The organism is Kribbella italica (assembly GCF_014205135.1).
GTDB lineage: Bacteria > Actinomycetota > Actinomycetes > Propionibacteriales > Kribbellaceae > Kribbella > Kribbella italica.
Window position 1 is genome coordinate 2,752,356 of record NZ_JACHMY010000001.1, and the last position, 13,787, is coordinate 2,766,142.

The 13,787-nt window shown below is 68.7% G+C and carries 11 protein-coding genes; 4 read left to right on the plus strand and 7 right to left on the minus strand.

The window, feature by feature from the left end:
- Positions 1–293 precede the first annotated feature (293 nt).
- Complete coding sequence (locus tag HDA39_RS12750) at positions 294–1,595, plus strand: ATP-grasp domain-containing protein (protein WP_184795432.1); 1,302 nt, start codon at positions 294–296, stop codon at positions 1,593–1,595.
- 1,377 nt (positions 1,596–2,972) lie between these two features.
- On the opposite strand, the gene HDA39_RS12755 is transcribed toward HDA39_RS12750, so the two are convergent.
- The gene (locus HDA39_RS12755; protein ID WP_184795433.1) at positions 2,973–4,124 is read right to left on the minus strand and encodes an alpha/beta hydrolase; all 1,152 of its coding nucleotides are present in this window, start codon (positions 4,122–4,124) and stop codon (positions 2,973–2,975) included.
- 117 nt (positions 4,125–4,241) lie between these two features.
- Here HDA39_RS12755 and HDA39_RS12760 point away from each other — a divergent pair, with 117 nt between their 5' ends.
- On the plus strand, positions 4,242–5,291 hold the full coding sequence (locus HDA39_RS12760) for a hypothetical protein (protein ID WP_202892980.1): 1,050 nt from the start codon (positions 4,242–4,244) through the stop codon (positions 5,289–5,291).
- 272 nt (positions 5,292–5,563) lie between these two features.
- Here the strand turns inward: HDA39_RS12760 and HDA39_RS12765 are convergent, their stop codons facing one another.
- Both HDA39_RS12765 and HDA39_RS41830 read right to left on the minus strand, forming a co-directional pair.
- A complete protein-coding gene (locus HDA39_RS12765) occupies positions 5,564–6,916 on the minus strand; it encodes a salicylate synthase (protein WP_184795434.1) in 1,353 nt (450 codons plus the stop codon).
- Positions 6,917–6,987: 71 nt separating this feature from the next.
- Positions 6,988–7,374 carry a hypothetical protein gene (locus tag HDA39_RS41830; protein ID WP_202892981.1) on the minus strand — a complete coding sequence of 129 codons (387 nt, stop codon included), beginning with the start codon at positions 7,372–7,374 and terminating at the stop codon, positions 6,988–6,990.
- 296 nt (positions 7,375–7,670) lie between these two features.
- Here HDA39_RS41830 and HDA39_RS12775 point away from each other — a divergent pair, with 296 nt between their 5' ends.
- Entirely contained in the window at positions 7,671–8,156 is a 486-nt protein-coding gene (locus HDA39_RS12775; RefSeq protein ID WP_184795435.1) for a DUF3253 domain-containing protein, read from the plus strand.
- Between the two features lie 66 nt (positions 8,157–8,222).
- Here HDA39_RS12775 and HDA39_RS12780 read toward each other — a convergent pair whose 3' ends face one another.
- The 4 genes from HDA39_RS12780 to HDA39_RS12795 are packed head-to-tail and all read right to left on the minus strand — an operon-like array spanning position 8,223 to position 11,771.
- Positions 8,223–9,002 (minus strand): ABC transporter ATP-binding protein, encoded by a 780-nt coding sequence (locus HDA39_RS12780; RefSeq protein WP_184795436.1) that lies wholly within the window; start codon positions 9,000–9,002, stop codon positions 8,223–8,225.
- Positions 8,999–10,009 carry a FecCD family ABC transporter permease gene (locus HDA39_RS12785; RefSeq protein WP_337925728.1) on the minus strand — a complete coding sequence of 337 codons (1,011 nt, stop codon included), beginning with the start codon at positions 10,007–10,009 and terminating at the stop codon, positions 8,999–9,001. Before HDA39_RS12785 ends, HDA39_RS12780 begins: the two co-directional genes overlap by 4 nt.
- The gene (locus HDA39_RS12790) at positions 10,006–10,770 is read right to left on the minus strand and encodes a class I SAM-dependent methyltransferase (protein WP_184795437.1); all 765 of its coding nucleotides are present in this window, start codon (positions 10,768–10,770) and stop codon (positions 10,006–10,008) included. The genes HDA39_RS12785 and HDA39_RS12790 overlap by 4 nt, the downstream gene beginning before the upstream one ends.
- Positions 10,767–11,771, minus strand: coding sequence for an ABC transporter substrate-binding protein (locus tag HDA39_RS12795; RefSeq protein WP_238356039.1), 1,005 nt, complete (start codon positions 11,769–11,771; stop codon positions 10,767–10,769). The genes HDA39_RS12790 and HDA39_RS12795 overlap by 4 nt, the downstream gene beginning before the upstream one ends.
- Positions 11,772–12,095: 324 nt before the next feature.
- On the opposite strand from HDA39_RS12795, the gene HDA39_RS12800 reads away from it, so the two are divergent.
- Entirely contained in the window at positions 12,096–13,580 is a 1,485-nt protein-coding gene (locus HDA39_RS12800; RefSeq protein WP_184795438.1) for an alpha/beta hydrolase, read from the plus strand.
- Positions 13,581–13,787 lie beyond the last annotated feature (207 nt).

The following is a 13,787-nucleotide window of genomic DNA, read 5'->3' on the forward strand; positions in this document are numbered from 1 at the left end:
GCGCGACATCCGCCACCACAGGCGGTCAGAAGAGACGCTGCATCCACAGAGAACTGATGTATTGCCCGTCCTTCACCGCGTACTCGTGGAACGTGCCCACATCAATGAATCCGAAGTGCCCGCAGGTTCTCGTCGTTGACGATCATCGCGCTCATTGAGGTACATCAAGAGGTGCGTTGGCGCCCCGCTGCCTCCACTCTCGCGCCGCCGACAGCACCGACCCTCGCGAAACGTGAGACAGTCGACGTATACGGCCGCCCCGGGTTCACCCCCGCGGGCACCTTCACCCCGGAGTGGACGCCGCCTCATCCAGGCGCGTTTCACCGCTCCCGGTCATCTCGCACCACTCCACGCCAGGACCGGGTACACCCACCACCCCACAAGGGAGATCTCCCATTACCGCTACCGCGCTCACGCCGACCCTGGCCGCCCCTCGCACCCTCACCGACATCTACGGCCCCGATATCGCCGTCTGCGCACGCCCCGCCCAGGAACCGACGGTTCCGTCGAGCAGGCACCGCAACACCCGCGACGTCCTGTCCGCCCGCCCCCTCGCCATCGCGGGCGACACCCCCGTCATCACCAGCGCGGGCGGCACTGAACCCAACCTCCTCGCCGCCCTCCGCGACGGCGGCCTGCCCGTCGGCACCGATCCACGCGAGTTCCGCACCGAGGCCGAGTTCGCCGCCCGCGTCACCGAAGCCCTCAGCGACGGCCTGCTCATGTCCATGGAATACCCGCAGCCCACGACCCTGTCCCCCGACGAACGCTCCGTGAAGAGCGCCGAACTCGTCGGCTACCTCAACAACAAAGCCAGCATCAGCACCTTCGTCGACCCCCGCTTCCAGGCCCGCCGCCAGGTCGTCACCATCGACGAGCTCGCCGAAGCCACCCCCGTCGAGAAGTCCTGGGTGCTCAAAGCCGCCACCAACGCCGCTCACGGCGCCAGCCTCGACGTCTACCTGCACCGAGCCGGGGACCCGGTGATCCTGCCCGCGTTCACCGACCTCCTCACCGAGGTGGTCGTCGAGGAGTACCTGAACATCCACCACAACTGGGGCGTGCAGCTCTACGTCGCCGCCGACGGCCGGGCCCGCCTGCTCGCCGTGACCGACCAGCGTATCGATGCCGACGGCGTCTACACCGGCGGCCGCTTCGGGCTCATCGTCCCCCTGCCCGCCGACCTGCTCACCGAATGCCTGGCGATCGCCCAGCGCGCCGCCGACGTCGGCTACCGCGGCATGTGCAGCCTCGACTGCGCCCAGACCCACGACGGCAGACTCGTCATGCTCGACCTCAACTTCCGCATCACCAGCGGATCCATCCCGCTGCTGGCGCTGCACACCATCCGCCCCGACGCCCTGGACCGTCCGTCGGAGTCGACGAAACTCACCACCTCCGCATCCATCGCCGCACTGCTGGCCGCGCTGCGCCCCGCGCTGCAGCGCGGAGGGCTCATCGTCACCGGCGGCCACGACCCCCGCCGCACCGACAACACGATCAACCAGACCACGCTACACCTGATCGTCTTCGGCGACGATCATGACGAAGTCACCACCCGCCGCACCAAACTCGAAGCCTTGTACAACCACTGACGCGGACGCCGCGCGCGTTGCCAACGGCATCCCGCCTTCCCTCACCCGAGGAGCGTCCACAAATCGCAGCGGAACTTCGGATCTCGTCGGCTCCGCGGCAACTGGGCCCTCAACCTGCACAACGAACTCCACGGAAGCGGCCTGTACGCCGTACACCGTGCCGATCAGCTCCACCTCGGCAGGTGGATCTCCACCAGGGGTCGAAGCTCCTCGGCCAGCCGCCGATCAGGCGGGAATTGACGTTGGCTGGTGCGGACCCTGGGTGCGTTGACCGGGACTACTGTCGAAGCGTGTCCTCGGCTGGGGTTCCTTGGCTTGTCTGGTTCGCCGTTGGTGTCGGCGGCGCGTTGACGGGCGCCTTGCTGGTTGGACTGTCGGTGGGTGATACGGCTCGTTGTTCCCCACCCGATGACGTCGTTCCAGGCTCCCGGTCCTGGGCACGCAAAGCCCTTCTTGCCTGCGTCGCTGTCCCAGTGGTTGAGTCCCCCCGAGATAGGTGACCGGAATGTGCTTGCTGTCAGTGCTGAACTGCCCGAAGTAGTTCGACAGCTGGTCCTTGACGTTGTTGACGCCGGCACCGTTGTAGAAGACAAGGGTGATCGGCCAGTCGACGTTGTTGTTCGCAGGGTTCTCGGTCTCGAAGTCGTAGTTGACCAGTCCGGACTGTTCCGGGCCGTGCACGAAGAAGACGAGCTGGTTCGGCGTCGATCCACCGGACCAGGCCGATCGGTACGTTCGAGTTCGTCCGGGTCCAGTAGCCCTGAACCTTGATGCGGTAGGCAACGTCTCCGGTGAACGCCTTCAGCGCGGCACTTTCCGTCATCTGGCGATCAGCCTTCTCGATCGCGGTGGCCGCCAGTTGGGGCGTCGGCACTGGCTGCTGGCGTTGGGTGGCCGGGCTGCTCGGGAGTGAGACGGTCACTGTCGGGATCGGCTGCGGTTTCGCCACCGTTCGTGAGTAGCTGAGCGCCGTGGGCACGATGAGGGCAACGGCCGCGACGACGAGTCCTGCTCCGATCAGTCGGTACATACTTCCCCCAGCCGCGCGCCCCTCGGGCGGTGGACGGCCGGCGAGGCACCGACCGAGCGCTGTCACCGGCTGTGTCAGCGCAGGCGCACGTCACGGTGTGGGCGGACACGGAGGGGCGCACGCATCTGGTGACGTACGTCGCCGCGCCCGAGGGGGGCACGATCGACGCGCGCCACTTTCGGTCGCGGACGGCCCAGCGACTCGTGAGTTCGATGATCCCTGCGGCAACGTCAGTTCTGCCGACGGTTCCGCCAACGAGCAGCGGCAAGGTCGATCATCGCGCGCTGCGGGTGAGCTGAGCCATTCGCAGTCGACTCCTGTGGCAGCCCGGGCGGCCGGCCCTGTTGTCACGATGGATTGTCCGGAGGGTCGACCGATACGCCGGTCGGTGGGGGCGCGCTGAACGCGTCGGTGGGGATGCCGCGGAGGTGCAGGTCGAAGAACGCCGCGACGTAGCGGCGGATGGCCGGCTGGGTGGTCGAAGGGTCTGCGCTGCCGATTGCTCGACGTATCTGAGTGTTCGTTCGGGGATAGGCCCTCGCCACCTGGGTGAGGGTGGCGCCGTCGTCGGTCAGACCTCGTTCGGTGACCTCCGAGAGGCTGACTGTGGCGCTCCAGCCGGTCGCGCGCCCCTCGATGGCTGTGGTGAGCGCCTTGACGACGAGCAGCGGTGTGTCGCCGGCTCCGGTGACATCCATCGGTCCAGCACCGAGTGAGGCGACGGCGGACACCTTCGGTAGGTGAGCGAGCCGGGCAACGTCGGCGGTGCGCGTACCGACCCAGCCGAGCAGCCCGACGTGCTGCTGGTCGAGGATCGGGGTGAGCTCGGGGTCGAGATCTCCCAACGTGGCGACGACGTGCGCCAGATCGTCGGTCCGTGCCTTGTCCGCTGCCGTTCTGGACACCGCGACCTGGGCGTCGGCCGAGCTCTCGACGCGCCGGGTCGGGAAGAGTTCGACCACCGGTGCGTCGTACGGGTAATCGACCGTCACCACCACGAAGCCGTGGCCGGCCAGTTCCTCGGCGATACCGGCGTACGACGATCGCAGACGCCCGGGCGGCGCCGAGCAGACGATGACCGGGTACGAGCCAGGAACGGGTGGCGCCCACTCGTGGGAGTGAGTACGAAACTGCCAGTTCACCTCTCGGGGCTCGAGCCCCAGGCGCTCTTCCTCACCGGGTGCCCACGCCAGGCTGCCCAGCTCGGTCATGGCCGCGGAGACGTAGTACTGCTCCATCGGCCTGGACGGGGACGCGGCGGGGTAGTGCACGTCGACCATCAACTGGCGCTCGGTATCCGGTCGCCAGGGATCGGGGCGGCCGTTCTCGACCAGCCGAGTCCGACGGACGCCGACGGCGTACGGACCACCAGGCGCCGGGAGCGCAGGGCTGTAGGTGTCCTTCCAGCCGCTGGTGTTGCCGTGGCTCGGGAGCATCAGGATGGTGATGCCCGCCAGGACCAGACCGGCCATCGCGGCGATTCCGCGTCGTCTCCACATGCTCTGATCATCGGCTCGCCCTCCGCGGCCGCGCTTCCCTCGTCCGGGGGAACCGGACCGGATGATTCCCCCGCACGAGGGAAGACCCGCCCTGCTCCAACGGCAGAGACTGACGCAATGACATCGCCGTTTCCAGCGAGCTCCTGGCGGAGCTGGTCGTCCTTGGCCGCCGAGACCTGGGCCGTTTTCGTGACCGTCCTGGGGATTTACTGGTGGACCGGGGGCGCGGGTTTCCCGTTCGGACGCAACGACCGCACCGGGCCGGACTCAGCGTCGTTGCTGACGGGTCTGGACGCCGGCTTGGGCGCACCGCTCATCACCGGGTTCGGAGTGCTGTCCGTCGTGGTGGCTGGATTGCTGCACAGCTCGCGACGGCGTTCCAGAGCTCTGGCCGGCAGTGCGGTGGCGCTTGCGGTCGCGATCGTCGGCCTCGTCGTCGACTCGCGGATGATCACGCTCCTGCCCCCGCTCGGTCTGTACCCGATCAACTGGATCTCGGCCGACTGGCCGACTGTCTTCCAGGCCGTCACGGCCCTGGGCGCCGCCCTCTTCGTCATCGCCGCGGTTGCCAACATGACCCCCACACGCGGACGGCGCTCGTCCTGGATCCGCGTCGGCAAGGTCGCCACCTACGTCGCGATGGTGTCTCCGATGCCGTACGCCGTGATCCGGCTGGCCTGGTCTCAAGGCTGGGCACTCGGAGCACCGGCTCCGTTCGTCGAGGCAACCCTGCGGAACCAGCCGGAGAACCGGTTGATCGAGCCGGTCCTGGCGTCGTTCGCCATCGGCGGGGCGGTCCTCACCTACGGTCTGCTGTGCCGGTGGGGACGGAACTTCCCTCGCTGGATCCCGTTCGTTCGCGGACGCCAGGTGCCACTGTGGTTCCCACTCCTGCTCGGCGGGTCCGCGGTGGTCGGAATCTTCGGCTTCGGCCGCGGCACTCTCCAAGGGCGCCTGGGCCTGCAACTTCCCGGCGCGGCCGACTCCTTTCAGCTGTGGGGCCAACCGATCGACGACTCGGCGTACTGGGGCGCCGACGGCCTCGGCTGGTTCTTCTTCCCGCTCTGGGCAATCTCACTCGCCGTGGCCCTTGCGGGCTATTACCACCGCTACCGCTCGGCACTCGACAACTCGCAGGACGAATGCCATGGCGCCCCGGCTCTCTGATGTCGTCGAACGGCACGAGCGGACTCTCGACGCGCCGATCCACACGGCCGGGCGACTGATCGACGAAGTCACCGACCCTGGAGGGGAGCTGTGGCCCTCGCCTCCGTGGTGGCCACTTCGGCTCGACCGGCCGCTGGCCGTCGGTGCTCGCGGTGGGCACGGTCCGGTGCGCTACCACGTCAGCGCGTACGATCCCGGACGACGTGTGCGCTTCGACCTGGACAGTGTCCTCGGAGTCCGAGTGATCCCCTAGCGATGACTCGTCCCGAGTACTACGGCCGCCGTCCGTCGACCTTCTCGGTCACCACATGGGCCGCGACGCCGCGAAGCTTCTCGCAGGTCTCCTCGAACTCCCTGGAGGGCTGAGAACCTGCAACGATGCCACCGCCGGCCCGAAGGAACGCCCGTCCTTCGCGCTGGAAGACCGTCCGCAGTACGACGGCGGAATCGACCGCACCCGAAACATCCAGGGAAACGACCGAGCCTCCGAACAACCCTCGTTCGGTCGCCTCCAGCTGCCGGATGGTCGTGATGGCTTCGTTCCTGGGGCTACCTGTCAGCGCGATCGCCGGGAACAGCGCTGCAAGGGCCGTCCAGGCCGATGAGCCAGCAGCGAGCCGGCCGGTGACGGCCGACTCCAGGTGCTGGACGCCTCCGAACCTGGCCACGTCCATGAACGGCTTCACGGTCAGGGAATCCGGGGCGCAGACCGTTCGCAACTGGGTGACAGTGTCTCGCACCGACACGGCGTGTTCCAGAATCTCCTTGGGATCATCGAACAGTTCACGGGCCAACCGCCGATCCGTTGCCGCGACACCCGTCAGCGCACGGGTACCGGCCACCAGCTCCGACGTCACTACACCGTCCCCAGCGGAGTGGAGCACGGACTCCGGGCTCATCCCGGCTGCCTCGAAACCGTCCAGCGAGAAGGCGAAGGACCTGGTGCACCGCGTGTGGGTCCGGGCGGCCCGGTAGGTGGCGAAGATGTCGACCGGCCCCGGAAGTGGCAGCTCTCTCGACAGGACCACCTTCTGCAGCGGGCCGGTGGCGATCCGGGTCACGCCGGCGGCGACAGCGGCCTCGTGTTCGGACCTGTGGTCGCTCGTGATGGCGAACGGATCGCCGTCCGGGTATTTGCGCGCGGCCGGATCGATGCCTGCTCCGGACGAGCAGACCAGACGCTCCAGCAGGTCCAGGTCGGCGGGTGCCAGCGCCCGAAGCAGAAGGCCGTCCGGCGACCTCCGCACTTCTGCCTGCGGGATCGTCAGCTGGACTTCGACGGCCTCCGGATCTCGTGGCGCTCCGCCGTACAGCATGACTCCGAGGCCGAAGCCACACCAGCCGTAGGCACGCCAGCCGTCGATGCCGAGGGAATCCAGAACGTCCGGGATCTGCGCCATCACCGCGGGCGTCCACGGCCAACTGCGCTGCGTCGACGCCGTACTGAGCCTGACTGTGCGGGACGTCGCGGTCAGCCGGGCCGCCTGTCCGACAGCCAGCGACCAGTCTGTTCCGCCCTCGAAGACAAGAGCACCGCGGCTCCGGAGGCGATCGCAGACGCGGCTCACCGTCCACAGCCAATCGGGGACCGGTGGCACCATCCGCTGGTGATACTTCGCCGTCACTGCGATCCTCCCGAGGTGGCGTCAGGACTTTCGGCCGACGCTACCGATGGTGGCGCCCGGCAACCTCCCTCTCATGGGGGAACTTGATCGACACCCCTCACCCGGCCGGGGGAGTCACCAGCGCAGGGACGTGATGCCCCGTCCGGCACGGCGCCTGGCAGGCTGATGGTTGTGGGAGACCAGTTGCCGTCACTCGGGTTCGGGTTGCCGCCACTTCGGTCGCCTGTCATCAATCCGGCAAAGCGAGCAGGGCGGAAGCCGGTCTCGTCCTCGAGAGCCCCACCTACGACCACCATCGCCGGAGGCAACTCGTCGATCCGCATGACGCTGTCGGAGGTCTCGTAGGGAAGTCCGGACTCGGCGATCGGCGACGGTACGACCGGCCGGCTGCCGGCCGCGATCACGAACCTGTCGGCGTCACGAACGGTGTCGGCGACCTCGGCCGCCCGGATCAGCATCTTGCGCGGAATACACCCCGCGTTCAGGCAGGTCCCCCCGAACGGGCCCTCGGCAACAATCGCGCCAGTTGAAGTGAGGCTCCAACTGACCGTCACCGGTCCGCGTGCGCCTCGTGCGCCGGGGTCGCGGACCTTGACCGCTCGGTGCCCACGGCAATGCTCGTGGATGTGCGACTGTGGTTCACTCAGGACCAGGACGATGCGGCGCGGCTCCGAGCTGTTCGACCGCGAGATGACCCGAGGGCGGCTACGTCCGGACGTCGTTCGAGCTGGTTGGTCGACGGAGACGAGGGGCCATGGCGAGTGAGGACGGCACGAGCGAGGACGGTCGGTACCTGATCGTGTTCGGCCGGCGGTGGCGGGCTACGGACCCGGCCATCCCGGAGTCTCTGCGCCTCGAGTTGGTGAGCGAACTGATGGCCGCCCGTCGGCTCGTCCGTGACGATCCGGACCAGGCTCGTCCCCGGGTGCAGGACGCGAAGGTGGCGCTGGGAGAACGGGGCGATCCTTGGTGGTCGCCGACACCCGGCGGCCTGCGGACCCGCCTGGCCGCGGCGATCCGCGCGTTGTTGCGTCATCGATCGCCCGACGCCACCATCTGCCCCAGCGACGCCGCCCGGGTGGCCGGAGGCGAGTCGTGGCGCGAGCTGATGGACACGGCACGAGAAGTGACGGCCGAGTTGTCCCGGGAAGGCCTCATCGTGGTTCGTCAGGGTGGGACCGATGTCGACGTCACCACCGCGGTCGGACCGATCCGCCTCGCCCGCGGTCCACGCTGGTGAGCCGGTCGTACAGCGCGCAGTTCACCCGAACCGACAGCCCCGTTCCCGCCGTACGGCGATTTGCTGCTACCTCCGTGGCGCCGGTGTCAGGAAGGTCGCGGTCGGCGCGCCGGTGTGTGGTGACCGCTCGACGACCGCGTCGATGCCGTAGACCTCGTGGATCAGCGGCGCGGTGATGACCTGCGTCGGCGTACCGGTGGCCACGACTCGGCCCTTGAACAGCACGACCAGTTGGTCGCAGAAGCGGGCGGCGAGGTTGAGGTCGTGCAGGGCGGTGACGACGGTCAGGCCAAGACCGCTCAGGAGTGTGAGCATCTCCAGCTGGTAGCGGATGTCGAGGTGGTTCGTCGGTTCGTCGAGGACGATGGTCTTCGGTTGCTGGGCCAGGGCCCGTGCCAGTTGCGCGCGTTGGCGTTCGCCACCGGAGAGAGTGCGCCACGACCGGTCGCGGAAGGCGGTCATGCCGGTGACTTCCAGCGCGTGCTCGATCGCGACGTGGTCGTCGCGGCCGAGGGCGGCGAAGATGCCTCGGTGCGGCGTCCGGCCGAGAGCGACGGTCTCGTCCACTGTGATGTCGGAGTGGACCTCCGGCGACTGCTCGACGATGGCCAGCCGGCGGGCGACGGTACGCCGGGAGGTGCCCCGAAGCGGCTTCCCGCCGAGCGAGACCGTCCCCCGATCCGGTGGCCGGAGACCGGCCAGCACTCGCAGCAGCGACGTCTTGCCCGCGCCGTTCGGGCCGAGCACTCCGAGCACCTGACCGGTCGGCGCCACGAGGTCGACCTGGTCGAGGATCCGGACACCGTCGACCGACCAGTCGATGCCGGTGGCAACCAGCGCGGTCATCGGCGGACCGCCCGACGGAGCACGACGGCGAACACCGGAGCGCCGATCAGTGCGGTGATCACACCGACCGGGACCTCGCGCGGAGCGAACGCCGTACGGGCGAAGGCATCGACCCAGATCAGGAAGATCGCGCCACCCAGACCGGTCAACGGCAGCAGGAGCCGATGGCTGCCGCCGGCTACCAACCGAACGACGTGCGGGACCAGCAGGCCGATGAAGCCGATCGCGCCGGAGGCCGCGACGGCCGCCGCGGTCATCAACGCGGTCACGACCATCAGGACGACCCGCGCCCTGGTGACGTCGATCCCCAGCGACGCCGCGGTGTCCCAACCGAAGACGAAGGCGTCCAGGGCCGCGGCGAACAACAGACAGACCAGGGCGCCGGCCAGAATCACCACCGCCGCGACCGTCAACGACTGCCACCGAGCACCGCCGAGCGAGCCGAGCAACCAGTACGTGAAGGCGCGCGTCGCGTCCGCGTCGCCGTCGAGCATCAGCACCAACGAGGTCGCCGCGGAGAAGAACTGGGACACCAGCACCCCGGTGAGCACCACTCGGGCCGGATCGGACACCCGTCCGCCGGCGATCAGGACCAGCACGATCGCGAACGCAACCAGCGCCCCGGCGAACGCTCCCGTCGACAGGGTGACGGCCCCGGCGCCGAGGCCGAGGACCATCACCGACACCGCACCGGTCGAGGCTCCGGAAGAAACACCGAGCAGGTACGGCTCCGCCAGCGGATTGCGCGTGATGGACTGCAGGACCGCGCCACAGATCGACAGGCCGAGACCGATCACCGCGGCAAGCAGTACGCGCGGAAGGCGGGACTCCCAGATCAGCGCGTCGATCAGCGGCAGCGGCGCCGGGCCCAGGCCGACGTGGTGGAGGATGACGCCAACCACGTCGGAGGGACCGATGTTCGCCGTACCGACGAACGCCGCCGCCACGATCGACAGGCCCAGCACGACACCGAACCCTCCGACCAGCAGCAGGGACCGCGTTCTCACGAAGATCGCCGCGCGAACACCACCACGTCGTCGTAGTGCCGCCAGATCGTCCCGGTCTCGCTGAAACCCGCCGTACCAAGAGCTTGCAGGTGCAGCTCGAGCGGCGCGTGCGGTGTGGGCGGATGATCGGCGAACCGGTGCTCGCGTTCGGCCAGCCGCGCCCCGAGCTCGGGAAGCGCGACCGCCTCGGCCCACCACTCGTCCCAGGTCTGCGCGCCCGCGGCGCGAGCCGTGCGCTGGGTGCGTTCGTCGTCCGCGGCAGCCACCTCGGTGAGGAACGGCTGGGTCCGCGGGTTGTAGCGGAGGTGGTCGGCATTCATGAACACCCCGTACGCCGGCAGCACGCTGCCGAGGGTCGCGTAGGCGGCGACGAGCTCGGACGGCTGCAACCAGTGCAGTGCGGTCGACGACACCGCGACCTGGATCGTGTCGCACGGCAGCTTCACCTCCCAGCCGGGCCGGGCCAGGTCCGCGTCGACGGCAGTGAAGCGATCGCCGTACCGGCCACCGAGCCAGGCGTTGGCGAGAGTGAGCAGGACAGGGTCGTAGTCGATGCCGATCACGCGCGCGTCGGGGAATCGTTCGAGGACGCGCCCGGCCAGGCTGCCCGGCCCGCAAGCCAGGTCGAGCACGGTCAGCCCAGCACCGAAGTCCGCCGCCGCGATGACGTCCAGCATCACGGCGAACCGCTCCTCGCGGTGGGTGATGTACGCGGCCTGCTGATCGTCCCACCGGCGGATCAGCTGCTCGATAGCCGTCATCGCGCCCCCAGCTTCACGAGTCCCTGCGCCACCGCGGAGATGGCGTCGACGCTGTGGATCGACGGATCCATCGCCTGACCCGGTACGACGATGAACCGGTCGTTGCGCACGGCATCCAACCGCGAGGTGAGCGGGTCGTGCTTCAGGAACTCGATCTTCTCCTTGGCCGTGTCCCCCGGGTAGCCGCGGGTCAGGTCGGCCAGCACGATCACGTCCGGGTCGCGCGCCACGATCTCGTCCCAGCTGACCTCGGGCCACTTGGTCGACGCGTCGTCGAACAGGTTCTTCGCCCCCAGCATCTCGCTCACCGTCTGCGGCAGCCCGCCCGGACCGGCCACCGAAGGCGTTCTCGACGACGCCGCGGTCGAGTAGAACCACACCAGCCGCGGCGTGCCCTCGACCTGCTCCGCGAGCTTGCGGCCCTGGTCGACGACGGCCTGCTGCTCGGCGACCAGCCTCTCGCCGGCGTCGCGCACGCCGAAGATCCGCGCGATCGCCCTGATCTCGTCGAACAGCATCTCGAACTTCGCGCCCCCCGCGACCGACGCATGGTAGGTGCAGTCGAACTCGGTCAGGTACGTCGGTACGCCGAGCTTGTGCAACTCGGCCCGCTCCCCCGCGTTCTGCGCGGTGAAGAACGACGCGAACGACGAGTAGACGAAGTCCGGCTGGGCCGCCAGCAGCGTCTCGTGCTTCAGCAGCCCCTTGCTGAGCAGCGGAATCTTCCGGTACGCCGCGGCGATGTCGGCCGGTACCGGATCGGTCTCGTACGCCGTACCGACCAGCCGGTCGGCCAGTCCGAGCCGGATCATGATCTCGGTCGCGGACTGGTTGAGCGACACCGCACGCGTCGGTACCCGTTGGACGGTTACCTGCGACTTGCAGTTGTCGTAGCTGAGCGGGTACGTCGTCGTACCGGATGTCGTCCCGGCCGCCGCGCCCGCGGCCGGAACCGATGCCTCACCGCAACCGGACAGCACGAACGCCAGTCCGGCCGTCATCGTAACGACAATCGTTTTCATCTTCACGACCAGGAGCGTAACAGAACAGCTTCCCGTCCCTGGCGGCTCCGGCGGCCTTGCTGATGATCAGTTCTGAAACACCTGCCGGCTCACCACGACGGTCTGCCGGGACGGCAGGCTGACCAGCATCGCCGCCAGGTGATGCGTAAACGTCGTCGTGGTGCAGCAGTCGCCCCTTGCACACGGCCGTTCAACCGATCGACGGCCGACCGACGACGAACGGTTGACGCGGGCACCCCCGCCGCGCGGTTAGATTCCTCGCATCGTGCCGGCGCACCGTGCGCCCTAGTGGAGGAACCTCAGATGCGTAGGACGCTCGTTCTCGCCCTGTGTGCCGCGGTCGCGGCCGCAGCAGTCCCGGCCGTGTCGATGACGGCGGCGCGGGACGTCTCGGCCGCGCCGCGGCCGGCCGCAAGCCCGAGTCCTGTGCACTGGAGTCCGTGCCCGCCTGACGTGGTGCAGTACGTTCCGCTCGAGTGCGCGACGCTGGGCGTACCGCTGGACTACAGCAAGCCGGACGGCCGGCAGATCGAGGTCGCCATCACCCGGGTGAAGAGCAAGAACCCGGCGCAGCGCCGCGGCGTACTGCTGACCAATCCGGGTGGCCCCGGGATCTCCGGCCTCGACTTCCCGGGCCTGCTGGCCGCGCTCGGACTGCCCAAGAGCGTGCTCGACACCTACGACCTGATCGGCATGGACCCGCGCGGCATCGGACGCAGTACGCCGGTGAGCTGCGGCTTCACCGCTGAGCAGGAGCGCCGGGGTCTGTTCGCGAAGTACGCGCACAGCTCGGCCGATGTCGTCCGTGAGTCGGCGTACGCGCAGAAGATCGCCAACCAGTGCGCCACCTCGAAGACCGCGTCGCTGCTGCCGTACATCACCACTGCGAACACCGCGCGCGACATGGACCGGATCCGCGAGGCGCTGGGCGAGCAGAAGATCTCGTACTTCGGTGGTTCCTACGGCAGCTACCTCGGTGCCGTGTACACCACACTGTTCCCGAACCAGAGCGACCGGATCGTGATCGACAGCGTGCTCGGGCCCAAGGGGTACGACGAGACGGCGATGCGGCAGTTCGCCCGCGGACTGGCGGACCGGTTCCCGGACTTCGCGAAGTTCGTGGTGGCGCATCCGGAGTACCGGCTGGGCACGACTCCGCTGCAGGTGAAAGCGAAGTTCTTCGAGCTCGCACGCAAGCTGCGAGCCGAGCCCGCAGTGAACATGGACGAGACCGCGTTCAGGGTCGCCGCGTTCGAGGCGCTGTACGCCGATGCGAGCATGCCGCAACTGGCCAAGCTCTGGCAGGACATCGACGCCGGCAACCCGGTCGCGCCGCCGCAGACCTACGGCGACAACGCCATGTCCGGCCGCCTGCACGTGATCTGCGGCGACAGCCGCTGGCCGACGTCGGTCAGCGCGTACCAGCGCGACGCCCTGGTCGACCGGATCAGGTACCCGATGCTCGGCGGAGCCTCCGCCAACATCGGCCCGTGCGCCTTCTGGCCGAACCAGCACCCCGAGCCGCCGGTGAAGATCACCAGCCACGGCCCCTCGAACGTCCTCGTGGTCCAGAACGAGCGCGACCCCGGAACGCCCCTGACCGGCGCGCGGAAAACCCGGCAAGCCCTCGGCCACCGGGCCAGGATGATCACGGTCGACGCGGGCGGCCACGGTGTCTACCCCTTCACCCCCAGCACGTGCGCGAAGACCGCAGTCGACGCATTCCTTGTCGAAGGCAAGCTTCCGGCGCGCGACCTGGCGTGCCTGGTGGAGCCGAGGAAGAAATAGCCCGCCAAGGATGCAGCGCGCACCGGGCACGGTCCCTGGGATCTGCCCGGTGCGCGGATCATGAACCCTGGCTGCTCAACGCCCATGATCTGCAGCAGAGTCCGCACGCGCACGTCGTTTGCTGCTGCCTTACCGGTTCCCCACCGAAGGCGATCCAATCGTGGCGATCCGTCGCCCGATCGCCGGGCCAGGTCTCGTAGGGGCGAA

What these genes read in the sequence shown, in the direction of transcription:
- HDA39_RS12755 (WP_184795433.1), bottom strand. Translation starts at nt 4,124, where the DNA reads ATGTGGAGACGACGCGGAATCGCCGCGATGGCCGGTCTGGTCCTGGCG.
- HDA39_RS12760 (WP_202892980.1), top strand. Translation starts at nt 4,242, where the DNA reads ATGACATCGCCGTTTCCAGCGAGCTCCTGGCGGAGCTGGTCGTCCTTG.
- HDA39_RS41830 (WP_202892981.1), bottom strand. Translation starts at nt 7,374, where the DNA reads ATGCTGATCCGGGCGGCCGAGGTCGCCGACACCGTTCGTGACGCCGAC.
- HDA39_RS12775 (WP_184795435.1), top strand. Translation starts at nt 7,671, where the DNA reads ATGGCGAGTGAGGACGGCACGAGCGAGGACGGTCGGTACCTGATCGTG.
- HDA39_RS12780 (WP_184795436.1), bottom strand. Translation starts at nt 9,002, where the DNA reads ATGACCGCGCTGGTTGCCACCGGCATCGACTGGTCGGTCGACGGTGTC.
- HDA39_RS12790 (WP_184795437.1), bottom strand. Translation starts at nt 10,770, where the DNA reads ATGACGGCTATCGAGCAGCTGATCCGCCGGTGGGACGATCAGCAGGCC.
- HDA39_RS12795 (WP_238356039.1), bottom strand. Translation starts at nt 11,771, where the DNA reads ATGACGGCCGGACTGGCGTTCGTGCTGTCCGGTTGCGGTGAGGCATCG.
- HDA39_RS12800 (WP_184795438.1), top strand. Translation starts at nt 12,096, where the DNA reads ATGCGTAGGACGCTCGTTCTCGCCCTGTGTGCCGCGGTCGCGGCCGCA.